The organism is Serratia sp. OS31, assembly GCF_014164835.1.
In the GTDB taxonomy this organism is placed as follows: domain Bacteria; phylum Pseudomonadota; class Gammaproteobacteria; order Enterobacterales; family Enterobacteriaceae; genus Serratia; species Serratia liquefaciens_A.
Map to the genome: position 1 here is coordinate 1 of NZ_JACJFQ010000020.1, position 25,262 is coordinate 25,262.

Consider the following 25,262-nt stretch of genomic DNA (forward strand, 5'->3'; position numbering starts at 1 on the left):
TGCCCAGCTTGCGACAGACGTCCGGCACTGACGTACCCAGTTCAGCCTGCTTCAGGGCAAAAACAATCTGCTCTTCGGTGAATCGTGACTTTTTCATCGGCACATCCTCCGTTCAGGGGAGTCATTATCATGCCGGAATTCTGTTTCTGAATGGAGCAGGATTTTGGGGTAGGGTCAAGCTTTGCTCACTTCTCAGCTTGAAGGGACTCAGGCGACGCTGACAGATGTTTTTGATGAAGAAGCCGGGTTGTCTGTAACGAATGCGAATGATGTCGAAGAAGTCACCCGGTATCTGCAGGCATTTAGATTTGTCCGTGAGCAAATACTCTCTCCAACGGGATTACCTGTATCGGTCCGCTTATTAACAGAAGCCCACAAAATTCTTCTGGATGGCATTCGTGGTGCCAACAAGCAGCCGGGCAGTATACGAACCAGTCAGAACTGGATTGGCGGCACTCGCCCAGGTAATGCAGCGTATGTTCCACCGCCGCCGGAGCATGTTGCCCATTTACTGGCCGAGCTCGAGATGTTCATTCACGATGAAAAACCAACCTTGCCCCCTCTGGTGAGGATAGCTTTGGCGCATGCTCAGTTTGAAACTATTCATCCTTTTCTTGATGGCAATGGCCGCATAGGTCGTTTGCTCATCGCCATGTTGCTTGAAACATGGGAGATTTTGCCTGAGCCATTATTGTATGTATCTGGATATCTAAAGGCTCATCAGACCGAATACTATCGTTGTTTGTCCGAAATCAGGAGCAATGGAGATTGGGAATCCTGGGTGACGTTCTTTCTTCAAGGGGTTGAAGTCGCTGCAGAAGAAGCGCAACGAAGCATCATTCAGATAGCTTCGTTGATCGCAACTGACAGAAAAAAAATTCTCGGTACGGCATCAAGCACACTGCAAACACTGCGCCTTTTTGAGCTATTGCCTACAATGCCAAAATTGACCGTGGAACGAGCTCAAGCGGAATTAGCCGTCTCCTTCCCGACAGCCAGCGCCGCCATCAAAGCGCTGGAAACTGCGGGAATATTGATGGAAACGACCGGTCGATTAAGAAGCAAAAGCTATGTCTATCAGGCCTATGTAGATATATTACGCAATGATTAAAAACACCGGGTGATAAGCCTTTTGTAGCGAACGAAAAAGGTGAATAGCCCGGCCTTAGCGCCGGAAATCCACCTTCTCATCCTGCGCCAGATACAGCGTGGTTTCGGCAGGCTGGGTCTCGGCGATCACCGCTCCCTGCCGTATCGAATAGCGCACCGGCGTCTGTCGGCGCACCGCGTCAAAACCGCTTTCCGCCGGCAGAATCACCAGGTTGGCACTGTTCCCTGCCATCAGGCCGTAATCGGTCAGGTTCAACGTCCGTGCGCTGTGGCTGGTGATCAGTTTCAGCCCGTCATCGATTTGGCCGTATCCCATCAGTTGACACACATGCAGCCCCATATGCAGCACCTGCAGCATGTTGGCGGTCCCCAGCGGGTACCAGGGGTCGAACACATCGTCATGACCGAAGCAGACGTTGATATTCGCCTCCAGCATCTCTTTCACCCGGGTGATGCCGCGCCGCTTCGGGTAGCTGTCGAAGCGCCCCTGCAGGTGGATATTTACCAGCGGGTTAGCAACAAAATTGATGCCTGACATTTTCAGCAGGCGGAACAGCCGTGATGCATAGGCGCCATTGTAAGAGTGCATCGCCGTGGTGTGGCTGGCGGTCACCCTGGCACCCATGTCCATTTTCAGCGCCAGCGCCGCCACGGTCTCGACAAATCGCGACTGCTCGTCGTCAATCTCATCGCAGTGGACATCCACCAGCCGATCGTATTTCTGCGCCAGAGCAAACGCCTTGTGCAGCGACTCCACGCCGTATTCCCGGGTGAATTCAAAGTGCGGGATGGCCCCCACCACGTCGGCCCCCAACCGCAGCGCCTCTTCCAACAGGGCTTCGCCGTTGGGATAAGACATGATGCCCTCCTGCGGGAAGGCGACGATTTGCAGCGTAACCCAGGGTGCCACTTCCTGCTTCACTTCCAGCATCGCACGCAACGCCGTCAGGGTCGGGTCTGAAACGTCAACGTGGGTACGGACGTACTGCACGCCGTTGGCGATCTGCCATTTCAGCGTCTGCCAGGCGCGTTGCTTGACGTCCTCGTGGGTCAGTAACGCCTTGCGTTCCGCCCAGCGTTCAATGCCTTCAAATAGAGTACCTGACTGGTTCCAGGCCGGTTGCCCGGCAGTTTGGGTGGTATCCAGATGGATATGCGGCTCGACAAATGCCGGCTGCGCCAGCCCGCCCTGCGCATCCAGCACGTCGTTGCGCCACTCTTGCCCTTCCGGCTGCGGCACGATATGGGCGATGCGCCCCTGTTCAATGGCCAGTTGCCACAGCCCTTCATGCCCGCTTAAACGCAGGTTATCGATAAACTTCAATGGACTCTTGGCCACGCTTCACCTCTGCTGTTCCAGCCTGTTTTATTCATCATACTGGCAGCGGATCAGACTGACAAAGCGCCCTTGCGGTTATTACCCCGCCCCTTACTCCCAAATAAGTAGAATTCGCGTTAACTGGCTCGTTTCAGCTAAAGATGAATAAAAACCGCAACTTATCAAATATCGATAAAAATCATCCATATACCACATAAGAGGTATATAGAGGGGCGATTGATTTGCATCAATAAATCGCCCGTGGGGAAGAATAAGGTAACCCTAGGAAACCAGAATTTTGAGGCAATAATGAGCAGAGTCAAACTTGCTGTCATCGGGAACGGCATGGTCGGCCACCGGTTTATCGAAGATCTGTTGGAAAAAGCAGACAAAGACCAGTTCGACATCACCGTATTTTGTGAAGAACCGCGCATCGCCTACGACCGTGTGCACCTGTCTTCTTATTTTTCCCACCACACCGCCGAAGAACTCTCGCTGGTTCGCGAAGGCTTTTACGAAAAACAGGGCGTAAAAGTGCTGGTCGGCGAGCGGGCCATCACCATCAACCGCAGTGAAAAAGTCATTCACTCCAACACCGGCCGCACGGTGTACTACGACAAGCTGATCATGGCCACCGGCTCTTACCCGTGGATCCCGCCGATCAAAGGCTCGGACAGTCAGGACTGCTTCGTCTACCGCACCATTGAAGATCTCAACGCCATCGAAGCTTGCGCACGCCGCAGCAAACGCGGTGCCGTGGTCGGCGGCGGCCTGCTCGGGCTGGAAGCCGCAGGCGCGTTGAAAAGCCTGGGCGTAGAAACCCACGTCATTGAGTTTGCGCCGGTACTGATGGCAGAACAGCTCGATCCAATGGGTGGCGATCAGCTGCGTCGTAAAATCGAACGCATGGGCGTCAAAGTTCACACCGGTAAAAACACCCAGGAAATCGTCAACGGCGGGGAACAGGCGCGCAAGACCATGCAGTTCGCCGACGGCACCGCATTGGAAGTCGACTTTATCGTTTTCTCCACCGGCATCCGTGCCCAGGACAAACTGGCCCATCAGTGCGGGCTAGCTACCGCACGCCGGGGCGGCATCGTGATCAACGACAGTTGCCAAACCTCAGATCCTGACGTTTACGCCATCGGCGAATGCGCTTCGTGGCGCGACCGCACCTTCGGCCTGGTTGCTCCAGGCTATAAAATGGCGCAGGTCACGGCTGACCATCTGCTGGGGCGCGAAAATACCTTCCTGGGCGCAGACATGAGCGCCAAGCTGAAATTGCTGGGTGTCGACGTCGGCGGCATCGGTGATGCCCATGGCCGTACCGAAGGGGCGCGCAGCTACGTTTATCTGGATGAAAGCAAAGAAATTTATAAACGCATCGTGGTCAGCGCAGACAACAAGACCCTGCTCGGCGCGGTGCTGGTGGGTGATACCAGCGACTACGGCAACCTGCTGCAGTTGGCGTTAAACGCCATTGAACTGCCGGAAAACCCGGACGGTCTGATCCTGCCTTCGCACGCCGGCAGTAAACCGGCCATCGGCGTCGACTCCCTGCCGGAAACTGCACAAATCTGTTCCTGCTTCGACGTCAGCAAAGGCGACATCATCAAAGCGGTCGGTATGGGCTGCCATACCGTTGCGGCCATTAAATCTGAAACCAAGGCCGGTACCGGCTGCGGCGGCTGCATTCCTCTGATCACCCAGGTGATGAACGCCGAACTGGCCAAACAGGGCATCGAAGTCAACCATCACCTGTGCGAGCACTTCGCCTATTCGCGCCAGGAGCTCTACCACCTGATCCGCGTTGAAGGCATCAAGTCTTTCGACGAATTGCTGGCTAAATACGGCAAGGGTTACGGCTGCGAAGTGTGTAAACCTACCGTTGGCTCGCTGCTGGCCTCCTGCTGGAATGAGTACGTGCTCAAACCGCAACATACGCCGCTGCAGGACACTAACGACAACTTCCTCGGCAATATCCAGAAAGACGGCACTTATTCGGTGATCCCACGCTCCGCCGGCGGTGAAATCACGCCGGACGGTTTGATGGCGGTCGGCCAGATCGCCAAGGAATACAATCTGTACACCAAGATGACCGGCTCTCAGCGCATCGGCATGTTCGGCGCGCAAAAAGACGACCTGCCGGCCATTTGGAGCAAACTGATTGCCGCCGGTTTTGAAACCGGCCACGCCTACGCCAAGGCGCTGCGCATGTCGAAAACCTGCGTTGGCAGCACCTGGTGCCGCTATGGCGTCGGCGACAGCGTCGGGTTTGGCGTCAAGCTGGAACACCGCTACAAAGGCATTCGCACCCCGCACAAAATGAAGTTTGGCGTTTCCGGTTGCACCCGTGAATGCGCCGAGGCGCAGGGCAAGGACGTCGGTATTATCGCGACCGAAAACGGCTGGAACCTGTACGTCTGCGGCAACGGCGGCATGAAGCCACGCCATGCCGATCTGCTGGCGGCTGACCTCGACAGCGAGACGCTGGAACACTACCTCGATCGCTTCATGATGTTCTATATCCGCACCGCCGATAAGCTGCAGCGTACCTCGGTATGGCTGGAAAGCCTGGAAGGCGGCATCGATTACCTGCGCAAAGTGATCATTGACGACAAACTGGGCATCAACGCTCAGTTGGAAGCCGAAATCGCCCGCCTGCGCGACGCGGTGATCTGCGAGTGGAAAGAAACCGTTGAGCACCCTGAAGCTCAGGTACGCTTCGCCCACTTTATCAACAGCAGCCAGCGCGATCCGAACGTCCAGGTGGTCGCCGAACGCGAGCAGCATCGCCCGGCCCGCCCGGATGAACGCATTCCTGTCACCCTGCTGGAAGTCGAGGAGAACAACGCATGAGCCAGTGGATAACCCTTTGCCCCATCACCGATATCCTGCCAGGCACCGGCGTGTGTGCCCTGATTGGCGACCAGCAGGTGGCGATATTCCGCCCCTACGCCGACGAGCAGGTCTTTGCCATCAGCAATATTGATCCCTTCGCCCAGGCCAGCGTGTTGTCACGCGGGCTGATCGCCGAACATCAGGGTGAGCTGTGGGTCGCCAGCCCGTTAAAAAAACAACATTTCCGCCTGCACGACGGTTACTGTCTGGAAGATGACAGCCGCTCCGTCGCGCATTTCACCAGCCGGGTTTTGGACGGCATGGTGCAGGTCGCGGCCTGATATTTCTACTTTAACCTCAGGGGAAGCAGCATGTTCACCGATACCATCAACAAATGCGCCGCCAACGCGGCGCGCATCGTCCGGCTGGCGAAACACAGCCCGCTGGGCTTTTGGATCAGCTCGGCAATGGCCGGGGCCTACGTCGGCCTCGGCATCATTTTGATCTTCACCCTCGGCAATCTGGTCGATCCATCCCTGCGTCCGCTGGTGATGGGTGCCACCTTCGGCATCGCCCTGACGCTGGTGATCATCGCCGGTTCCGAACTGTTCACCGGCCACACCCTATTCCTGACGCTCGGCGTCAAGGCCGGCACCATCCGTCAAAGCCAAATGTGGGCTGTCTTGCCGCAGACCTGGTTGGGCAACCTGTTGGGCTCGGTGCTGGTGGCGCTGATGTACTATTACGGCGGCGGCAGCCTGTTGCCGGTGGACACCAGTCTGGTGCACACCGCGGCGTTGGCGAAAACCACCGCACCGGCGGAAGTGCTGTTCTTCAAGGGCGTACTGTGTAACTGGCTGGTCTGCCTGGCGATTTGGATGGCGATCCGCGTGGAAGGTGCCGCCAAGTTCATCGCCATCTGGTGGTGTCTGCTGGCCTTTATTGCTTCCGGCTATGAACACTCGGTCGCCAATATGACGCTGTTCGCCCTGTCCTGGTTCGGCCATCACAGCGAGGCCTATACCCTGAGTGGCATCGGCCATAACCTGCTGTGGGTGACGCTGGGTAATATCCTGTCCGGCTCGGTGCTGATGGGCCTGGGTTACTGGTACGCCACACCGCGTGCCGAACGGCCGCAGGCTGAAAAAGCCGCAACGCGTCAAACCGCATAATATTCCGGGGCGCTTTGCGCCCCACTGCTGATTGCCCCGAGGATTGCCGATGGATTACCTGCCGATTTTCTGCCAACTGCAACACAAAGCCTGCCTGCTGGTCGGTGGCGGCGAGATTGCCGAACGCAAAGCCCGTCTGCTGCTGGATGCCGGCGCGGCGTTGACCGTCAACTCCTGCAGCTTCAGCCCGCAATTTCACGAATGGGCCGCGCTTGGCCGGGTCACGCTGGCAGAAGGCGAGTTCAGCCCGGCGTTGCTGGCAGAAAAGTGGCTGGTGATCGCCGCCACCGATCGGGTCGAAGTCAACGCGTTGGTGTATCAATGCGCCAATCAGCAACGGGTGTTCTGCAACGTCGTGGATGATCCCAAGCGCGCCAGCTTTATCATGCCGTCGATTATCGATCGCTCACCGATTATGGTCGCGGTGTCTTCCGGCGGTAAAGCGCCGGTGCTGGCGCGGCTGTTGCGAGAAAAACTGGAGGCCATGCTGCCTCAGCACCTTGGCAAGCTGGCGCAGTTGGGCGGTTCATTGCGTCAACGGGTGAAAAAACACTTCGCCGATATCGGTGCGCGCCGTCGTTTTTGGGAAAAACTGTTTGCCCACGACCGCCTGGCGCAATCTTTGGCCAATAATGACCAACCGCTGGCGGATCGGCAGATCGAGGAGCTGTTTAGCCATCAACAGCAACAATGCGGTGAAGTGGTGCTGGTGGGCGCCGGACCGGGTGACGCAGGCCTGTTGACCCTGAAAGGTCTGCAGCAGATCCAGCAGGCTGACGTGGTGGTTATGACCGCCTGGTCTCCGATGAGGTCATGACGCTGGTTCGCCGGGATGCCGAGCGCATTTTCGTCGGCAAACGTGCCGGCAATCATTGCGTGCCGCAAGATCAGATTAACCAAATCCTGCTCGAGCAGGCGCAACAAGGTAAGCGCGTGGTACGACTGAAAGGCGGTGACCCGTTTATCTTTGGCCGCGGCGGCGAAGAGCTGGAAACGCTGGCCGACGCCAATATTCCATTCTCAGTGGTGCCGGGCATTACCGCCGCTTCCGGGTGTTCAGCCTACAGCGGTATTCCCCTGACCCATCGCGACCATGCGCAAAGCGTGCGCCTGGTGACGGGGCACGCCAAGCGCGATGGCGGGTTGAACTGGTCAACGCTGGCCGCCGGACAACAAACGCTGGTGTTTTACATGGGCCTGACGCAGGCGGCAGAGATCCAGCGCCAACTGGTTGCGCACGGTATGCCGGCGTCCACCCCGGTGGCGTTGGTAGAGAACGGCACCTCTTGTCGTCAAAAGGTGATCGAAGGGGAACTGAACCAGCTGGGAACCCTGGCCTTGCGAGCCGCCAGCCCAAGTTTGATCATCGTCGGCAGCGTGGTGAGCCTGCGCAGCAAACTGAACTGGTTCTCCAGTCAGGAATCACCACCGCCGCTGGCGCAAATGGCTTAATCCAGACGTAAAAAAAGCGGCCAATGGCCGCTTTTCATTTATGGCGAGGATCACAGTGGCGACACGAAGCCAACCGCCTGGTAAACCTTGGCCAACGTTTCCTGCGCACGAGCACGAGCCTTGGCCGCGCCGTCACGCATTACCTGCTGCAGTAAGGCCTCGTCATTGCGGAAACGGTGGTAACGCTCCTGCAGCTCACCCAGCATGCCCGATACCGCTTCGGCTACCGCACCTTTCAGGTGGCCGTACATCTGGCCTTCAAACTCGGCTTCCAGCTGAGCGATGCTCTTGCCGGTCACACCGGCGAGAATATCCAGCAGGTTTGATACCCCCGCCTTGTTCGCCACGTCGTAACGCACGACCGGCGGCTCTTCGGAATCGGTCATCGCACGTTTGATTTTCTTGCTCACCGCTTTCGGATCTTCCAACAGGCCAATCACGTTGTTGCGGTTATCGTCCGACTTGGACATTTTCTTGGTCGGCTCTTGCAGCGACATCACGCGAGCGCCGGACTTGGGAATAAACGGTTCAGGGACTTTGAACACATCGCCGTACAAGGCATTGAAACGCTGACCGATGTCACGGCTCAGTTCCAGATGTTGCTTCTGGTCTTCACCGACCGGAACCTGGTTAGTCTGGTACAACAGGATATCCGCCGCCATCAGCACCGGGTAGCTGAACAGGCCGGCGTTGATGTTCTCCGCATAGCGTGCGGATTTGTCTTTGAACTGGGTCATACGGCTCAGTTCGCCGAAATAGGTATAGCAGTTCAACACCCAGCTCAGCTGCGTATGCTCCGGCACGTGAGACTGCACGAAGATGGTGCTCTTTTGCGGATCGATACCACAGGCAAGATACAGCGCCAGCGTGTCCAGCGTAGCTTTGCGCAGTTTCTCTGCGTCCTGACGTACGGTGATCGCGTGCAAATCAACGATGCAGTAGATGCAGTCGTAATCGTCCTGCATTTTCTCCCACTGACGCAGGGCCCCCATGTAGTTGCCAATGGTCAGTTCACCGGACGGCTGTGCGCCGCTAAATACGATGGGCTTACTCATGTTTAAATTTCCTGATTCTCTAAAGATGACAGCCCAAGAGCGGGCAACAAATCGGCAAAGCGCTCCAACACGCGGTCGGGATGGCTCAGGGCAATCGCCTCGCCGTAGTTATAACCATAGGTCAGCGCAACGCTTGGGCAGCCAGCCGCCTGCGCCGCCTGAATATCATTGCGGGAATCGCCCACAAACAGTAACTCGTTGGCACGCAGGCCCAACTTGCCGAGAACCAGATACAGCGGTGCCGGGTGCGGTTTTTTTTCCACCACGTCATCACCGCCGATAATCAGCGAGAAGTCATCGAGAATGCCCAGCGCAGCCAGCAAGGGGGCGACAAACGGCGTCGGCTTGTTGGTCACCAGCGCCATGGGATACCCTTGCGCGGCCAATTGGGTCAGCGTTTCCCTCACCTGAGGAAACAGGAGGCTGCCGTTGTCCACGGTTTGCGCATAGAAGTGATCGAAACGCTCGCGCAGCTGCAGGCAGTGTTCCGGCGTGGCTTCCACTTCGGCCCAGCGCAGCGCGCGTTGCACCAGCACGTCTGCGCCATTGCCAATCCAGGTGCTGACCCGGGCCTCACCGGCCTGCGGCAGTCCCATTTCCGCCAGCGCCATATCGATAGCGGCGGCCAGTCCCGGCGCGCTGTCTACCAGCGTGCCATCGAGATCAAACGCCAGAGCGCGGATGGCACTGAAATCAGCCATGCGTCACCTTCGCCAGTTCGCTGCGCATATCATCAATCACCCGACGATAGTCCGGCTTGCCGAAGATGGCTGAACCGGCGACAAACATGTCTGCACCGGCTGCGGCGATTTCGGCGATATTGTCAACCTTCACCCCGCCATCCACTTCCAAACGGATATCGCGACCGCTTTCGTCGATCAGCTTGCGCACCTGGCGCAGCTTATCCAAAGTGCCGTGGATAAACGACTGGCCGCCAAAGCCAGGGTTGACCGACATCAGCAGGATCACGTCGATTTTATCCATCACATAATCGAGATAGCTCAGCGGCGTCGCCGGGTTGAATACCAAGCCGGCTTTACAGCCGTGTTCTTTAATCAATTGAATGGTGCGATCGACGTGTTCGGAGGCTTCCGGATGGAAAGAGATGTAACTGGCACCCGCTGCGGCGAAGTCCGGTACTATGCGGTCTACCGGCTTCACCATCAGATGCACGTCAATCGGTGCGGTGATGCCGTAGTTACGCAGCGCCTGACAAACCATCGGCCCGATGGTCAGATTGGGAACGTAGTGGTTATCCATCACGTCGAAGTGCACTACGTCGGCACCTGCGGCCAGCACGTTGGCCGTGTCTTCACCCAGGCGAGCAAAATCTGCCGACAAAATGGACGGGGCAATCAAAAATTTTTTCATCCGCTATCTCCAAACGTAGGGTTCGAATTTGTGATACGCCGGGGCGTAACCCCGGTTTAACGATAAAGCGCCAAAAGTTCATTCACTTTGCTGCGACCAAGAATATTGCGGCTGATGGTGCGGCGCGCTTTCACCACGTACAGCGAGGCGTGCTGATACCAGTCACGCGTCAGTTCGGTATCGTGGTTGGAAATCAATACCGGCACCTGGCTTTCAACCGAAAGCTGATGCGCCATCAACGCCAGGCTTTGTTGATCGGCCATGCTGAAGCTGTTGGTGTGGTAGGCGGTAAAATTCGCCGTCGCCGATAATGGCGCATACGGCGGATCGCAATACACTACGGTACCACGCTCGGCTTTTGCCATGGTATCCCGGTAATGCTCGCAGACAAAAGTGGCGTTGCGGGATTTTTCGGCGAACCAGTACAGCTCTTCCTCCGGGAAGTACGGTTTCTTGTAACGTCCAAACGGGACATTGAATTCCCCACGCAGATTATATCGGCACAGGCCGTTATAGCAGTGGCGGTTCAGATAAAGAAACAGCAGCGCGCGGCGATAAGGGTCGTCACTAGTATTGAACTGTTCGCGCAGCAGGTAAAACTGATCCGACTTATTGAATTCATCGGTGAAAAGGAGGCGGGCATCGCGCACGAAGTCATCCGTACGCAGCTTAACGATGTTATACAGGTTAATAAGATCGCTGTTGATGTCGGCGAGAATATAGGCATCGTATTCCGTGTTCAGAAAGACTGAACCCGCACCCACGAAGGGCTCGATTAAGCAGTCGCCTGCTGGTAGATGACGACGAATCTCGTCCACCAGCGGGTATTTTCCACCAGCCCATTTTAAAAAAGCGCGGTTTTTCTTCATGCCGTCAATTAGCTACTTATTATACAATTCAGAGCGGCGGATTGTACTCTGTTTCAGACAGCACATCAGCGCACAAATTTAAGTGATTGATACCCTTCATACTTCAAGCCGCAGCATCGTCGGCCACGCACGGTCGTTCAGCCTGTTTCCTGGCCACTTCAGTCATCTGTCGCGGGCTAAATTGCGCGCCCCGATTAACATGGGCGCAGCATGCTGCGCCCCTCAATGTCTGAAACCCCTGCTCTTGCCGTCTGACTGCAGCTTGAAATCTACCGGGTTACTTTTTCAGTTCTTGCTGTACCTGGCGTACAGGTCGAACCCATGGTTTTTTCGCCTGAACATCCGCCGGCAGCGTCGCGATTGCACGCTTCGCTTCTGCCGAAGAGGCATAGTTGCCACTCACCAGCACATACCAAGGCTTGCCGTCACGCTGAGTCGAGTACACCAGATAATGCTGCAATTTCTGCTGTTTGGCATACGCATTCAGCGTGTCTGAACGCGAGGCACTGCTCAGTTGCAGAGTATAATGGCCTGCCGGTGCAGACTGCAGCGAACCAGCGCTGCCGCTTACGGCACCCGCCTTGGCACTTGCCGCTCCCGCTTTGGCAGAAGAGGTCGGCGCTGGCGTATACACCGTGGTCGGCGCTTTATGCTGCGAGGCCGTAGCCGCTGGCTTGGTGACGGATTTTGCCGGCGTTTTGTGTTGCTGTGACGCCGTTCCCTGAACCGGACGTACGGTTTCTTTCGCCGCTGCGCCGTTCATCAGGGTGGCAGGAGCCGTCGGCAGGGTCGAAGCCGGCCCCGTCATGCCCTGCGTTGCGGTATCAACCTGTCCTTGCTGGGCGGACAACGCATCCGACATATTACCCGGCAGATCAACCCGTTGCTGCGCGCCGCCCTGTTGTGGCTGCGGTTGCGCTTCAGTCGGGGTGCTGGCGATCGGTGGAACGCTGACGGTTTGCGGCTGAGAGCTGCTGCTCACGCCGTTATTGTCATTGGTGTCGGTAGTGCCGCCTGGTACGCCGGAATTACCGGCCGTCAGCGAAGAAGAACCAGACAGGTTAATGTCTTTGGCTGCGCCATTTTGTGCGCCTTCCTGAGCCGCTTCATGCTTGGTTGGCGCTTTCAGCGCCGAGCCAATGCCGACAATCAGCAATAACAGCACCAAAATACCGATACCAATCATTAAATGCTGACGTGAAACGGCGAAACGCGGTCCCGGAGCCGGCTTGCGCGAACGTGCAGGACGACGATCGCTGCTATCAGGTCTGAGATCGTCTTCCGGTTTAAACTCATCCATCTGAAACCCTCCAACTAGAGGCAAAAGCCCACCACTGTAGACCTACCGTGGCACGGGCAGATTAACCCGATGATGGTAAAGCGATGCCATGCATGCTTTACACATATTAATATAGATGTAAACGGCGGCTAAGCCACTGTTACTTCGTCCGATTTACTTAGGCATTCCGTGCAGGAAGGCAAGCTGCGATCGAAGCAAGCACCATTTCATGCCCCACCCCGCCACGGACCTCCGCCTGGCCAATGGCCGTCGGCAGTACCAGGCGCAGCTCACCGGCCAGTACTTTCTTATCGCGCAACATATGTGGCAGATAAGATTCCGGTGCCATTTCCTGCGGGCCACATACCGGCAAACCGGCGCGCAGCAACAGTGCTTTAATACGTTCAATATCTTCGACGGAGAACTGACCGAGGCGGTGTGCGGTTTCTGCCGCCATCACCATGCCGGCGGCAACGGCTTCACCGTGCAACCACACACCATAGCCCATTTCAGCTTCGATAGCATGACCGTAAGTATGGCCCAGATTCAGCAGCGCACGCAGACCGCTTTCGCGTTCATCGGCGGCGACCACCTCAGCCTTGAGTTCACAACAGCGGCGGATGCAATAGGCCAGAGCCTGCATGTCCAACGCCATCAGCGCATCGATATTGTTTTCCAGCCAGACAAAGAAATCGCGGTCGAGAATGATCCCGTACTTGATCACTTCAGCCAGACCAGAGGAGAGCTCACGCGCCGGCAGGGTTTTCAGGCAATCCAGATCAACCACCACGGAAACGGGTTGATAGAAGGCGCCGATCATGTTTTTGCCGAGCGGATGATTGACGGCGGTTTTACCGCCAACGGAAGAGTCCACCTGCGACAGCAGCGTGGTAGGAACCTGAATAAAGCGGACACCGCGTTGATAACAAGCGGCGGCAAAACCGGTCAGATCGCCCACCACGCCGCCGCCCAGGGCAATCAGCGTGGTATCGCGACCGTGCGGTTTTTCCAACAGCGCCGAGAACACCTGCTCAAGCACGGCAAGGGATTTGTACTGTTCGCCATCAGGTAAAATCACCTGATCCACCATGACGCCGGCCTGCTCCAGCACCTTCCGGACGCGGTCCAGATAGAGTGGCGCCAGGGTTTGGTTGGTGACCAGCATTACCTGTTCACCCGCCTTCAGCGGCATAAAAGAAGCCGGATCGTTAAACAATCCGGCGGCTATGGTAATCGGGTAGCTGCGCTCCCCAAGCGTTACGGTAATTCTCTCCATGTCGCGCTCAGTTCTCAATGTGGTTTATCCCCGCTACTGCGGGGAACACAATCAGTCTTTCCGCATTTGCCGTGGCGAACACGGAAACCGCAATCAGTTGCTTTCCAGCATGTTGATAATCTGGTTGGCAACCACTTTGGCGCTTTGATCGTCGGTGCGGATGGTGACATCTGCAATTTCTTCGTATAACGGATTGCGCTCTTTCGCCAGCGCTTCAAGCACTTCACGCGGAGGAGAATCAACCTGCAGCAGCGGACGCTTTTTGTCGCGCTGGGTACGGGCCAATTGCTTCTCGATAGTGGTTTCCAGATACACCACTACGCCACGCGCCGACAGACGGTTACGCGTTTCACGCGATTTAACCGAACCGCCACCGGTAGCCAGCACGATGCCTTGCTTTTCCGTCAGTTCATTAATGACTTTTTCTTCACGATCGCGGAAACCTTCTTCACCTTCCACGTCGAATACCCAGCCCACGTCAGCTCCGGTACGTCGCTCAATTTCTTGATCGGAGTCGAAAAACTCCATATTGAGTTGCTGAGCTAACTGACGGCCAATAGTGCTTTTGCCGGCACCCATAGGCCCAACCAGAAAGATATTGCGTTTCTCTGCCATGTTTTTCGGTATTACTAAGACAATTCGTTAATGTTAACCCGCCCCGCCAATCAAATCAGCGGCGGGACCTAAACTGAAACCTCATGAACGATAGTGCGAGATCAGACGGAAAATTATCTCAACACTCTTGGTAGTTTGGCAACCGAATAAATCGCAATCCACGCCGCAGGAGGGAAACCATACGTTTTTAACGGCGTCTTGGCGCTAACAAAAAAACCTCGGTGCTCAATTCGGTAACCCTTGTAAGCTAAATCGGTCGCAGCGTCAAACGCAGATGCCCCCAAGGCGATAAAAAAGTGCATCTGCTCATCAACTTTAGGTGATTTCCCACGAACCTGACACATTGACGCTCAGGCCTTAATCAATGTCGGAGTAATGAATATCACCAGCTCGCGCCGTTTATGCTGTTTGCTGCTCTGTTTGAACAAAGATCCCAGCAGCGGCACATCGCCAATACCGGGCACCTTATCGGCCCCGCGGGCCCCATGACGCTGAAATACGCCGCCCAAAACGATGGTTTCGCCATCTTTCACCGTCACCTGGGTTTTGATCTCCTGCTTATCTATCGCCAGCGCCTCGCCTGCCCCACGGCTGATTGAACGCCCGGGCATGTTCTGGCTGATTTGCAACGTCAGGGTAATGCGGCCATTGGGCAAAATTTGTGGCGTGACCTCCATCCCCAGCACCGCCTCTTTAAACTCCATCGATGTCGCCCCACTGGAACCACTCTTCACCTCATAGGGGATTTCAGTGCCTTGCTTAATGCTGGCGGTTTGCAGGTTGGCCGTCAGCAGCCGAGGGCTGGCGATAATTTCTACCCGGTTTTCCTGTTCCAGCGCCATTAATTCCAGATCCAGCAATCGTCCGCCGATGCGTGCCAGGTGAAAACCTGCGCTGACGGCGCTGCGTTCCAGCGGCAACGCCACGTTGAAGCCATCCAACTGCCACGACTTTGCCGGTCGCGCATCCGGTGCCAATCCCCAACGCACGCCAAGTTCCCGCAAGCTTTCACTGTTGATGGTGACGATATGCGCCGCCAATTGCACCTGTGCCAACGGCGTGTCCATTTCCGCGATCCGTTGAGTCAATAACGCCACTGTCGGTGCGGTATCTCGGATCAGCACGGCATTGGTGCGTTTGTCCGCCACCACGCTGCCTCTCTCGCTCAGCAATATACCGCCCTGAGCATTCAGGTTTTCGGCAATCTCGGTCGCATCGGCATGGTTCAACGGCAGAGTCACGCTGTGCAAGGGCTGTTTTTGCGCCAGTGCCTGCTGTTGCCGCTGCTTTTCCTGCTCGCTCGGCTCGGGAAACACCATCATGACGTTGCCCTCCAGCGTCATGGTCAATTTCCCCATGCGTAAAATCACGGCCAGCGCCTGCCGCCAGGGCACGTTATCCAATCTCAGCGTCAGGTTACCCTCTACACCCGCAGCGGTGACCACATTCAGTTGCTGATAATCCGCCAGCGCCTGCAATACCACCGCAACCGGCGCATCCTGAAACTCCAGTGAAATGGGGGCGGGTTCCTGTCCTGCGCTTGCGATAGCGCTTCCCCACAGCAGCGCGACAGGCAGCCAACGGTATCCTTTCATTTTTCTTCCTTATGTTTTCCCAACGTCAGCACCACCCTGTTTTCGGCGGCCGGGCATGCCGGATCACCCAGCGCCTCTTTGAGCGTCAATTGCCGTTCCAGCACCTGTTCCACTTGCCAGCGCCCGGCCAGCAGCGTTTGCCGAGGTTTGGCCCGCAGCCACTGCCCAGCGGGGGTAACGATCCAGGCATAGCGCAACGTCGCTTGCCCGATGATGCCTTTTAGTTGCCAGCTCGCCGGCGATTCCGCCGGTGTCGCGCAGTCAGGCGAGGGTAGCGGCCTGAAAGGGTCCCGAGGTTGCGCCAGCAGCGATATCGGCAGCAACAGCAGCCATAACCCGAGGTTTTTATTCATTGGGCGTTACCGCTGCAGCCTCAGCCACGGCCACATCCTGAAAAGTGAACTGCACCGTTAGCCCCTCCTGCTGTGTTCCAATCGTCATCTGGTCGATACGCAGTTTGGCAGGCAGCGCGTCCAGTAACCTTAACAAGCGGCCGTAATCAAGGTGCAGTTGCAGGGTTTGCCGCGAGGAGTTTTCCTGCTGCTGCCAGCGTTGCAGCCCCGCATCTACCCGCTGCAATACCTCCGACAATGCTTCATCCGCGGCAGGCGGTTGCGCAACCTGTTGCAGCTTTTGATTCAGCGCCTCCAGCGTCGGCATGCGGGCCAGCTGTGCCGCCAAAGGGGCTATTTGTTGCGTCACTCGTTGCTGCTCCGCCTGGGTTTTGCCCAGTTGTTGCCACGGGCCCTGCAACAGCAGCAGGCCGAACAGCAGGAACAGCCCACTCAATGCCAGCCACTGCATGCTTAACAGCTTCCACCCTGGCAGGATCAGGCATCTCGTCAGCCAAAACGGCAGTGGCTTACTCATCCCGTCCCCACTGCGCCACCAGGGAAAATGAAAACAAACCATCCTGACGCTGTACCACCTCGGCCAGTTGGCCACGCCGCAACAACGGCAATGCGGTCAGCTGTTGCTCAAACTGGGTTACAGCTTCGTAGCGGTGGCTCAAGCCCCGCAGGGTAAGATTGTGCGCATTGCTTTCCAGTGCGCTAAGCCACAGCGGCGCAGGCAGCAGGGCCGAAAGTTGTTGCAGCAAGTTAAGATGGCGTCGGTTGTGCGCCAGATTCTTGCCATGCTGCTCCGCCTGTGCGGTCAGGTTCGCCAGGCGAATCATTGCCTGTTGCCGTTGCTGATAGCGCCCCGTCAATTCAGCCTGCTGCCGGGCCAGCGCTAACAATGCCTGATGCTGTTGTTCCTGTTGCTGGCTCAACAGGCCATAAGCCCCCATTAGCGCTGCCAACCCCAGCACCAGTTGCAGCACGAACAGGCGTAACCAGAAAGCAGCACGGCGCCGCTGGATGCACGCACGCCAGGGCAGAAGATTAACCTGATACATCAGCGGTCCTCTGCACGCAGCGCCAAACCGCCGGCCAATACAAACGCCGCCGGCACGGGTGGCTGCGGCGGACGCAGCTGACTGAAAGCGCTGAACGGTGACCAGGGTAAACTCCCCGACGGAGGCAGCTCATCCAGCACGCTGCTATAGTAAATCTGCTGCGTCGCCAGCGACGGACAGGCGGCATGCATCGCCGTCAGCGCCTGGTCGGCCCCTTCGGCCTCCCCCAGGCTGACAATGCCATAGGCAAGGGCCTGGGGAGAGGGGGCGACCCATAACCACTCCCGATCGAGACGGTGCAGCAAACCGGCTTCAGCCGACACGCCTGCCGCCGTTGCCATCATGCGCAGTGCGCAAGGAGTGATATCGACCGCCTGCGGCTGCAGATTGGCCTGATGCAAACAGTGCAGCCACTGCTCCAACTCCTGCTGTCGCGCGGCGGTGAGCAGCAAAGTACCGGGATCCGGCGGGGAGGGTCGGTAATCCAGTGCCAGCGTCTGGCTGTCCAGCGGGAACTGTTTTAAACCCTGACTGATGATGTATTCACCGCGAGCCGGCTCTTTCAGCCTGGCGTCCGGCAGCGGCATCTGCTGCTGTAAAACCCGCTGGGCGGGCAATGCAATGCGTAAGGAAATATGTCTTGGTAACTGAATTCGCCATTGTCGCAATGCCTGAATCAGCAGCTCGGGGTGTTCGAGGCAGCCTTCTCGCAACACCGGTTGCGGTAGCCTTTGTTGCCACCAGTGACGCAGTTGCCAGCCGTTGCGGCGGCGCTGTGCTGCCAGAGCGCGAATGCAGTGACTTTGTATATCCAGCCCCACCTGCCATGCTTGAGTGAACATATTTCGCCCGACCTCCATATCGTCAGATGATAAAAGAACATATCCATGTTGCAGGCTTGCCTTTATACTACCGCGCGGTTGTTTATAAACTGCCCAAATGACATGAAAATGGGAAATCTCAGGTGAAGTTCGTAAAGTATTTACTAATCCTTGCAGTGTGTTGCATCGTGTTGGGGGCAGCCTCGATCTTTGGCTTGTACAAATATGTCGAGCCACAGTTGCCTGACGTTGCGACGCTGAAAGATGTGCGGCTGCAAATACCGATGCAGGTTTACAGCGCCGACGGCGAACTGATCGCCCAATACGGTGAAAAACGCCGTATTCCGTTGAAACTGAACCAAATTCCACCGGTTATGGTGCATGCGTTTATCGCCACCGAAGACAGCCGCTTCTATGAGCATCATGGCGTCGACCCGGTCGGTATCTTCCGTGCTGCCTCTATTGCGCTGGTCTCCGGCCACGCGTCCCAGGGGGCGAGTACCATTACCCAACAGTTGGCTAGGAACTTCTTCTTAAGCCCGGAACGCACCCTGATGCGAAAAATCAAGGAAGCTTTCCTGGCGATTCGCATCGAACAGATGCTGAGCAAAGACGAAATCCTCGAGCTGTACCTGAACAAAATCTATCTGGGGTATCGCGCCTATGGCGTGGGTGCCGCGGCTCAGGTTTACTTCGGTAAAGACGTTAGCCAGCTCACCTTAAGCGAAATGGCGACCATTGCCGGCTTGCCGAAAGCGCCGTCTACCTTCAACCCGCTCTACTCCCACGATCGCGCCGTCGCGCGCCGCAACGTGGTGCTGTCGCGCATGATGGATGAGCATTACATCACTCAGGCGCAGTACGATCAGGCTCGCAGCGAAGAACTGGTGGCCAACTACCATGCACCGGAAATCAGCTTCTCCGCCCCGTATCTCTCCGAGATGGTGCGTCAGGAGATGATCAAACGTTATGGCGACAACGCCTATACCGACGGTTACAAGGTCTACACCACCATCACCAAAAAGCTGCAGTTGGCGGCGCAGGAGTCGGTACGTAACAACGTGCTGGCCTACGATATGCGCCACGGTTACCGTGGCCCGTCCAACGTGCTGTGGAAAGTCGGCGAAGCGGCGTGGGATCAAAAACAGATCGTCGATTCCTTGAAGAATCTGCCGAACTACGGCCCGCTGTCTCCGGCGGTGATTGTCGCGGCCAACGCCGAAGAAGCGACGGCCATGATGGCTGACGGCAGCCATATTGCGCTACCGATGGCGACCATGCGCTGGGCGCGTCCTTACAAATCCGATACTCAGCAGGGCCCAACGCCGAAACGCGTTACCGACGTAGTGCAGGCCGGTCAGCAAGTCTGGGTGCGTAAGGTGGGCGAGAATTGGTGGCTGTCACAGGTGCCGGACGTCAACTCGGCCCTGGTGTCGATCAACCCGAATGACGGGGCCGTGAAGGCGCTGGTCGGCGGGTTCGACTTCAACCAGAGCAAGTTCAACCGCGTTACCCAGGCGCTGCGTCAGGTCGGTTCGAATATCAAACCTTTCCTGTACACCGCCGCGATGGACAAGGGCCTGACCCTGGCAACCATCCTGAATGACCTGCCGATCACCCGTTGGGATCCGGGCGCCGGCACCGACTGGCGACCGAAGAACTCACCGCCAACCTACGATGGGCCAATTCGCCTGCGTCAGGGGCTGGGGCAATCTAAAAACGTGGTGATGGTACGTGCTATGCGCGCGATGGGCGTCGACTATGCGGCAGAATACCTGCAGCGTTTCGGCTTCCCGGCACAGAACATCGTGCACACCGAATCGCTGGCGCTGGGTTCCGCTTCGTTCACCCCTATGCAACTGGTGCGTGGCTATGCGGTTCTGGCCAACGGCGGTTACCTGGTGGATCCATACTTTATCACCAAGATTGAAGACGATAGCGGCAACACGGTGTTCGAAACCAAGCCGAAGATTGTCTGCAGCAGCTGTAACCTGCCGGTGATCTACGGTGATACCCACCGTTCTGCCGTACTTTCTGAAGACAATATTGAAAATGTCGCGACGTCGCAGGAAGGCAAGAATGGCAGCGTGCCTATGCCGCAACTGGAGCAGGTGACTCCGGCTCAGGTGCTCCAGGATGGTGATCAGCAGTATGCGCCACACGTGATCAGCACCCCGCTGGCGTTCCTGATGCACGACGCGCTGAACAGCAACATCTTCGGCGAACCGGGCTGGATGGGCACGGCATGGCGTGCAGGACGCGATCTGAAGCGTCGTGATATCGGCGGTAAAACCGGGACCACCAACAGCTCGAAAGACGCCTGGTTCTCCGGTTATGGCCCGGATACCGTGACCTCGGTATGGATTGGTTTTGATGACCATCGCCGCGACCTTGGCCGTGCTACGGTTTCAGGTGCGATACCGGATCAGGTCTCCGGCGGCGAAGGCGGTGCGAAGAGTGCACAGCCGGCATGGGACGACTTTATGAAAACCGCGCTGGAAGGCATTCCGGAGCAGAAGGTCACTCCACCACCGGGCATCATCAGCGTTACCATCGACAAGAGCAGCGGCAAGCTTTCTGGCGGCGGCGGCGGCAGTCGCTCCGAGTACTTCATCGAAGGGACTCAGCCAACGGACTACCCATCGCGAGATACCGGCACTACGTTGACGGATCCCGGCGGTGAGAGCCACGAGCTGTTCTAACAAAATAGGCCAGATTTCTCTGGCCTTTTTTTATTTAGGATTCAAAGATTAACGCGAACCGCGTAAAAATGCCTCGGTCAGGAACAACGCGCTGACATTGCGCGCCTCACGGAAATCCGGTTCAGCCAGCAACGCCATCATATCGGCAATCGGCCAGCGTACCTGCGGCAAGGGCTCCGGCTCATCCCCTTCCAGACTCTGCGGGTAGAGATCGTGTGCCAGCACGATATTCATTTTGCTGGAAAAGTATGACGGCGCCATCGTCAGCTTGCTGAGGAAGTCAAAGCGTTTGGCGCCAAAACCCACCTCTTCCATCAGTTCGCGGTTCGCCGCCTCCAGCACGCCTTCACCAGGATCGATCAACCCTTTGGGAAACCCCAGCTCATAGGATTCGGTGCCCACCGCATATTCACGGATCAGCAGCAAGTCGTCGCCAATCACCGGCACAATCATCACGGCCTCACGGTCCGAGGGCCGCATCCGCTCGTACACCCGCCGTACACCGTTACTGAACTCCAGATCGACGGACTCAACGTTAAATAAACGCGAACGCGCGACCGTTTCCACTTTCAGAATTTTAGGTTTTTGCAGGTGTTTATCCATGATTGCCTCAAATGAGTTATCCGGCGACAGGCCACAATTTCAGACGTGATGGCGCGGATAACCAGAATAGTGATTGGCGTGACGCGCAGTTCACTTGCGTTCAAACGCTGACCAAATCCGATCTTGATCACATTGTGCGTTAATGAGAACCTTTCCCGCAACGAGCACAAGCAGTAATTTACTTTTTTTTAACAACTGTAGCCAGCGCTGGCCGATTTTCTGCCTCTCTCAAGCAAAAAAGAGTGCATTAAAATAAGATAATGCCGATACCGATAGAAGGGCCCGATTGCTATCATCACACAGGTAAGGCATGGCGATAAAACGGGCAATTATTATCAATAAATGAGATCCCAACGGAGAATCTGTTCTCCCGTCACTGTTCGGGGTGTCTCTTGATGATTTGGCTGCGTATAATGCGCCACGATTCATCAGGTTGGTGAGGTTCACGGGTTCAAGATGGGGATAGCATGAGCACAATAGTGTTGATATTGGCCTTAGTGCTTGCCTGCCTGATTGCCGCCGGCCTGTATCTCTGGTTTAAAGCCCGCAATCAGCCGCTGCTGACGCGCGCGTTGCCCTTTATCAAACCCACACACCGTAAACTGACTGGCGAAGAGCGCGCTGCCGTTGAGCATTATCTCGGCCAGCAAAATAAGCTGAGCAACAAACTGTTGCCCGGCAACAGCTCGCTGCCTTCCGCCAAGCTGGCTCTGACACCGCAGAGCGACAACGTCTATCCCATCACCCATGCCATTACCCGCTACGGGCTGGCCAGCGATGAACCCAACAAGTGGCGCTATTATCTGGACGCTGAAGAGGTGCATCTGCCGCCGTTCTGGGAGCAGTACATCAGCGCCGATAACCATGTGGAAGTGATCAGAACCCAGACGTTACCGCTGGTCATCTCCCTCAATGGGCATTCGCTGAAAGACCATATTCACGATCGGCCGCAACCGCCGGTGGTGAAAGCCGCCCCGAGTCAAAATGCCTCCATTCGCAAGGAGGAGAGCGAACTCGTCGAGCTGGTGAATATCCGCAAGGAAACGCCGGAAGAACATGCGCTGACTCGCCCGAACGGCATCAAGGAGGCCGCCGTTATCTCGGCCGCCCTGCTGCTGCTGTTCTTCAGCCTGATAAGCCCGGTGGTGGTTATCCCCTGGATGATTCTGGTTGCCGTGCTGATGATCTCCTGGGGCTGCTGGAACCTGTTCCGTCGGCCGGCAACGCGTGAACTTAAAGAAGTGCACTGCCTGCGGGGTACTCCCAAGCGCTGGGGGCTGTTTGGCGAATCCAATCAGGGGCAGATCAGCAATATCTCTCTCGGCATCATCGATCTGATTTATCCGCCGCATTGGCAGCCTTATATCACCCAGGATCTGGGCAAGACCACCGACGTGGATATCTACCTTAACCGCCAAGTGTTGCGCCAGGGACGTTTCCTCTCACTGCACGATGAGGTGAAAAACTTCCCGTTACAGCAATGGGGCAGAAACGCGGTGCTGATGGCCAGCTCGTTTTTGGTGCTGGTGCTGCTGCTGACCTATATTCCGCTAAGCCTGCCGCTTAAGCTGAGCATGGCCTGGCTGCAGGGCGCGCAAAAAATCGAAGTGACCAACGTTCAGGCTCTCGAAGGCGCAACCTTGCGCATCGGCGATACCCTGAAAGCGCAAGGAAACGGTATGTGTTATGTGCCGCCACCGGTCAACGGTTCGCACACCTCCAACTTTATGCCTTTCGACTGCTCTGGCATTTACTGGAACAACGCCGCCCCCCTGCCGCAGCCGGAGTCCGATATCATCGACAAAGCCTCCGCGTTGCTGGCGACGGTCAATACCCAGTTGCATCCCGACGGTACCGATCAGAAACTCAACCCGCAGCTGGCCAGCGCGATTGAAAAATCCGGTATGATCCTGTTGGATGATTTTTCCGATATCGTGCTGAAAACGCAGGATTTATGCCAGGCGGACAACGACTGCGTCCGGCTGAAGAACGCCCTGGTGAACCTGGGTAACGTCAAAAACTGGGCAACCCTGGTAAAACGCGCCAAGTCGGGCGCTTTGCAGGGGGTCAACGTGTTGCTGCGCCCGGTGAGCGCCGAATCGCTGGAAAGCCTGACCAAGGTTGCCGCATCGTCGTTTGTCTACAGCGAAACCCGGCAGGCCGCCGCCGCGCTCAACAGCCCTCCGCCTGGCGGGTTCCTGATCAGCAGCGATGAAGGCAAGCAGTTGGTCAATCATCCCCAGCCTGCGGTCCCCTTAAACGAATACAACGCGCTTGATCAGTGGAATGAGCTGCAACGCCTGGCCAGCATGCTGCTGCATACGCCGTTTGAAGCTCAGGGCGTGATCACCAATATCAGCGTCGACGCCAACGGCACACGCCATATTGCGCTGCACAGCGAGCCGGATATCATCACCCTGTGGCGCTATCTCGGCACCAGCCTGCTGCTGCTGACGGTCGCCGTCGTTCTGGGTTACAACACCTGGCGACTGGTACAGCGCCGCCGCATCAACCAGCACCGAACCGCCGATATCCAGCGCTATTACGAAAGCTGCTTTAACCCGCAGCTCTCCCCGATGTCATTGCGGCCGATGCCCTGAGTCATCCGTCGGCCTGCTTCCTGTCACCCACTTTATGCTAGGCTAACGCTATTCCCCTTATCCTGCGGACCCGCGACGGTTCGCCTATGGAGTTTTCATGGTTCCCGAGTTTGACTGGCGTGAAATTGATACCGTGCTGCTGGATATGGACGGCACCCTGCTCGATCTGGAGTTCGACAGCCATTTTTGGCTCAGCCTGGTACCACAGGCCCTGAGCGAGCAGCGCGCTATTCCGTTCGACGAAGCGCGTAAAATCATTCACCAGGAATACCTGGCAGTACAGCACACCATGAACTGGTACTGCTTCGACTACTGGAGCGAACGGCTGGATCTTGATATTTACCGCATGACTACGGAGGTCGGCAGCCGAGCTCGCCTGCGTGAGGATACCGAGCCCTTTTTGCAGGCATTGCGAGCCGCAGGTCACCAGACTATTCTGTTGACCAACGCCCATCCGCACAGCCTGGCGGTAAAAATTGAGCATACCGGTTTGGATCGGCACCTTGATTTATTACTTTCTACCCACACATTTGGTTATCCGAAAGAAGATCAGCGTTTGTGGCAGGCCGTGCAGCAACACACCGGATTTGATCCGCAACGCACCCTGTTCGTCGACGACGGTGAACCTATTCTGGATGCTGCCCGCACCTTCGGGATCCGCTATTGCCTGGGCGTTCAGAATCCGGACTCCAGCATGGCGGAGAAAACTTTCCGACACTACCCGGCAATGCGCGACTACCGCTTGTTGATTCCGGCGTTAGCCAAGGGGGAGCAATGAAAGATAAGGAAACACGGGACGACGCGGTCCGGCTGGATAAATGGCTTTGGGCGGCTCGTTTCTACAAAACCCGCGCGTTGGCGCGGGACATGATCGACGGCGGCAAGGTGCACTACAACGGACAGCGCGGTAAGCCGAGCAAGATTGTCGAGCTCAATGCCGAGATCAAGCTGCGTCAGGGTAATGATGAGCGCACGGTGATCGTCCTGGCTCTGGCCAGCCAACGGCGCGGCGCCGACGAGGCGCAGCAAATGTATCAGGAAACCGAAGCCAGCATCGCCAACCGAGAGAAAGTGGCGCTCGCACGCAAGATGAATGCGCTGACCATGCCGCATCCGGACCGCCGTCCGGACAAGAAAGAGCGGCGCGACCTGATTAAATTTAAATTTGGTGAGCAGGAATAACC

The 25,262-nt window shown here is 56.8% G+C and carries 24 protein-coding genes and 1 pseudogene; 9 read left to right on the plus strand and 16 right to left on the minus strand.

The features are described 5' to 3' along the window. Positions 1–97, minus strand: a 97-nt coding sequence (locus H5P17_RS16615) for a transposase (protein WP_182824087.1), incomplete at its 3' end; no start/stop codon positions are given. Between the two features lie 84 nt (positions 98–181). Between H5P17_RS16615 and H5P17_RS16620 the strand changes: the two genes are divergently transcribed. Continuing rightward, positions 182–1,111: a Fic family protein gene (locus H5P17_RS16620; RefSeq protein WP_255477941.1), complete on the plus strand. Its 930-nt coding sequence runs from the start codon at positions 182–184 to the stop codon at positions 1,109–1,111. A 54-nt stretch (positions 1,112–1,165) separates the two neighbouring features. On the opposite strand, the gene H5P17_RS16625 is transcribed toward H5P17_RS16620, so the two are convergent. Further along, entirely contained in the window at positions 1,166–2,434 is a 1,269-nt protein-coding gene (locus tag H5P17_RS16625) for a cytosine deaminase (protein ID WP_220496880.1), read from the minus strand. Between the two features lie 303 nt (positions 2,435–2,737). Between H5P17_RS16625 and nirB the strand changes: the two genes are divergently transcribed. The 4 genes and pseudogenes from nirB (at position 2,738) to cysG (ending at position 7,893) form a co-directional block, all read left to right on the plus strand. Then, the gene (gene nirB / locus H5P17_RS16630) at positions 2,738–5,287 is read left to right on the plus strand and encodes a nitrite reductase large subunit NirB (protein WP_182824091.1); all 2,550 of its coding nucleotides are present in this window, start codon (positions 2,738–2,740) and stop codon (positions 5,285–5,287) included. Then, positions 5,284–5,610 (plus strand): nitrite reductase small subunit NirD, encoded by a 327-nt coding sequence (gene nirD, locus H5P17_RS16635; RefSeq protein WP_182824093.1) that lies wholly within the window; start codon positions 5,284–5,286, stop codon positions 5,608–5,610. Before nirB ends, nirD begins: the two co-directional genes overlap by 4 nt. 30 nt (positions 5,611–5,640) lie before the next feature. After that, on the plus strand, positions 5,641–6,441 hold the full coding sequence (nirC, locus tag H5P17_RS16640; protein ID WP_044554767.1) for a nitrite transporter NirC: 801 nt from the start codon (positions 5,641–5,643) through the stop codon (positions 6,439–6,441). A 49-nt stretch (positions 6,442–6,490) separates the two neighbouring features. Continuing rightward, positions 6,491–7,893, plus strand: a pseudogene (cysG, locus tag H5P17_RS16645) (siroheme synthase CysG). Between the two features lie 50 nt (positions 7,894–7,943). On the opposite strand, the gene trpS reads toward cysG, so the two are convergent. The 13 genes from trpS to pilM all read right to left on the minus strand — a co-directional run bounded on the left by trpS (position 7,944) and on the right by pilM (position 18,194). Continuing rightward, positions 7,944–8,948, minus strand: coding sequence for a tryptophan--tRNA ligase (gene trpS, locus H5P17_RS16650; protein ID WP_182824095.1), 1,005 nt, complete (start codon positions 8,946–8,948; stop codon positions 7,944–7,946). Between the two features lie 2 nt (positions 8,949–8,950). Beyond that, positions 8,951–9,649 (minus strand): phosphoglycolate phosphatase, encoded by a 699-nt coding sequence (locus H5P17_RS16655; protein ID WP_044554770.1) that lies wholly within the window; start codon positions 9,647–9,649, stop codon positions 8,951–8,953. Further along, entirely contained in the window at positions 9,642–10,319 is a 678-nt protein-coding gene (gene rpe, locus H5P17_RS16660; protein WP_020837326.1) for a ribulose-phosphate 3-epimerase, read from the minus strand. Before rpe ends, H5P17_RS16655 begins: the two co-directional genes overlap by 8 nt. 56 nt (positions 10,320–10,375) lie before the next feature. Further along, the gene (dam, locus tag H5P17_RS16665) at positions 10,376–11,188 is read right to left on the minus strand and encodes an adenine-specific DNA-methyltransferase (protein ID WP_044554771.1); all 813 of its coding nucleotides are present in this window, start codon (positions 11,186–11,188) and stop codon (positions 10,376–10,378) included. A gap of 277 nt (positions 11,189–11,465) precedes the next feature. Beyond that, positions 11,466–12,488: an SPOR domain-containing protein gene (locus H5P17_RS16670; protein ID WP_044554772.1), complete on the minus strand. Its 1,023-nt coding sequence runs from the start codon at positions 12,486–12,488 to the stop codon at positions 11,466–11,468. A 157-nt stretch (positions 12,489–12,645) separates the two neighbouring features. Then, on the minus strand, positions 12,646–13,743 hold the full coding sequence (gene aroB / locus H5P17_RS16675; protein WP_044554773.1) for a 3-dehydroquinate synthase: 1,098 nt from the start codon (positions 13,741–13,743) through the stop codon (positions 12,646–12,648). Positions 13,744–13,836: 93 nt separating this feature from the next. Beyond that, positions 13,837–14,358, minus strand: coding sequence for a shikimate kinase AroK (aroK, locus tag H5P17_RS16680; RefSeq protein WP_004391482.1), 522 nt, complete (start codon positions 14,356–14,358; stop codon positions 13,837–13,839). A gap of 113 nt (positions 14,359–14,471) precedes the next feature. Beyond that, the gene (locus H5P17_RS16685) at positions 14,472–14,702 is read right to left on the minus strand and encodes a hypothetical protein (protein ID WP_020837331.1); all 231 of its coding nucleotides are present in this window, start codon (positions 14,700–14,702) and stop codon (positions 14,472–14,474) included. A 6-nt stretch (positions 14,703–14,708) separates the two neighbouring features. Beyond that, positions 14,709–15,953: a DNA uptake porin HofQ gene (hofQ, locus tag H5P17_RS16690; protein ID WP_182824097.1), complete on the minus strand. Its 1,245-nt coding sequence runs from the start codon at positions 15,951–15,953 to the stop codon at positions 14,709–14,711. Beyond that, positions 15,950–16,306 (minus strand): DNA utilization family protein, encoded by a 357-nt coding sequence (locus H5P17_RS16695; protein WP_182824099.1) that lies wholly within the window; start codon positions 16,304–16,306, stop codon positions 15,950–15,952. The genes hofQ and H5P17_RS16695 overlap by 4 nt, the downstream gene beginning before the upstream one ends. Next, positions 16,299–16,823, minus strand: coding sequence for a hypothetical protein (locus H5P17_RS16700; protein ID WP_182824101.1), 525 nt, complete (start codon positions 16,821–16,823; stop codon positions 16,299–16,301). The genes H5P17_RS16695 and H5P17_RS16700 overlap by 8 nt, the downstream gene beginning before the upstream one ends. Next, a complete protein-coding gene (locus H5P17_RS16705; RefSeq protein ID WP_182824103.1) occupies positions 16,816–17,352 on the minus strand; it encodes a PilN domain-containing protein in 537 nt (178 codons plus the stop codon). The genes H5P17_RS16700 and H5P17_RS16705 overlap by 8 nt, the downstream gene beginning before the upstream one ends. Continuing rightward, positions 17,352–18,194 carry a type IV pilus biogenesis protein PilM gene (pilM, locus tag H5P17_RS16710; protein ID WP_182824106.1) on the minus strand — a complete coding sequence of 281 codons (843 nt, stop codon included), beginning with the start codon at positions 18,192–18,194 and terminating at the stop codon, positions 17,352–17,354. Before pilM ends, H5P17_RS16705 begins: the two co-directional genes overlap by 1 nt. A 122-nt stretch (positions 18,195–18,316) precedes the next feature. Here pilM and mrcA point away from each other — a divergent pair, with 122 nt between their 5' ends. After that, complete coding sequence (gene mrcA / locus H5P17_RS16715; RefSeq protein WP_182824107.1) at positions 18,317–20,875, plus strand: peptidoglycan glycosyltransferase/peptidoglycan DD-transpeptidase MrcA; 2,559 nt, start codon at positions 18,317–18,319, stop codon at positions 20,873–20,875. A gap of 48 nt (positions 20,876–20,923) precedes the next feature. On the opposite strand, the gene nudE is transcribed toward mrcA, so the two are convergent. Further along, a complete protein-coding gene (gene nudE / locus H5P17_RS16720) occupies positions 20,924–21,478 on the minus strand; it encodes an ADP compounds hydrolase NudE (RefSeq protein WP_006319109.1) in 555 nt (184 codons plus the stop codon). Between the two features lie 467 nt (positions 21,479–21,945). On the opposite strand from nudE, the gene H5P17_RS16725 reads away from it, so the two are divergent. From H5P17_RS16725 to hslR, 3 genes are all read left to right on the plus strand, one after another. Beyond that, a complete protein-coding gene (locus tag H5P17_RS16725) occupies positions 21,946–24,078 on the plus strand; it encodes an intracellular growth attenuator family protein (protein ID WP_182824109.1) in 2,133 nt (710 codons plus the stop codon). Between the two features lie 97 nt (positions 24,079–24,175). Then, positions 24,176–24,856 carry a GMP/IMP nucleotidase gene (gene yrfG / locus H5P17_RS16730; RefSeq protein WP_044554780.1) on the plus strand — a complete coding sequence of 227 codons (681 nt, stop codon included), beginning with the start codon at positions 24,176–24,178 and terminating at the stop codon, positions 24,854–24,856. Next, complete coding sequence (gene hslR, locus H5P17_RS16735) at positions 24,853–25,260, plus strand: ribosome-associated heat shock protein Hsp15 (RefSeq protein WP_182824111.1); 408 nt, start codon at positions 24,853–24,855, stop codon at positions 25,258–25,260. The genes yrfG and hslR overlap by 4 nt, the downstream gene beginning before the upstream one ends. Positions 25,261–25,262: the final 2 nt, after the last annotated feature.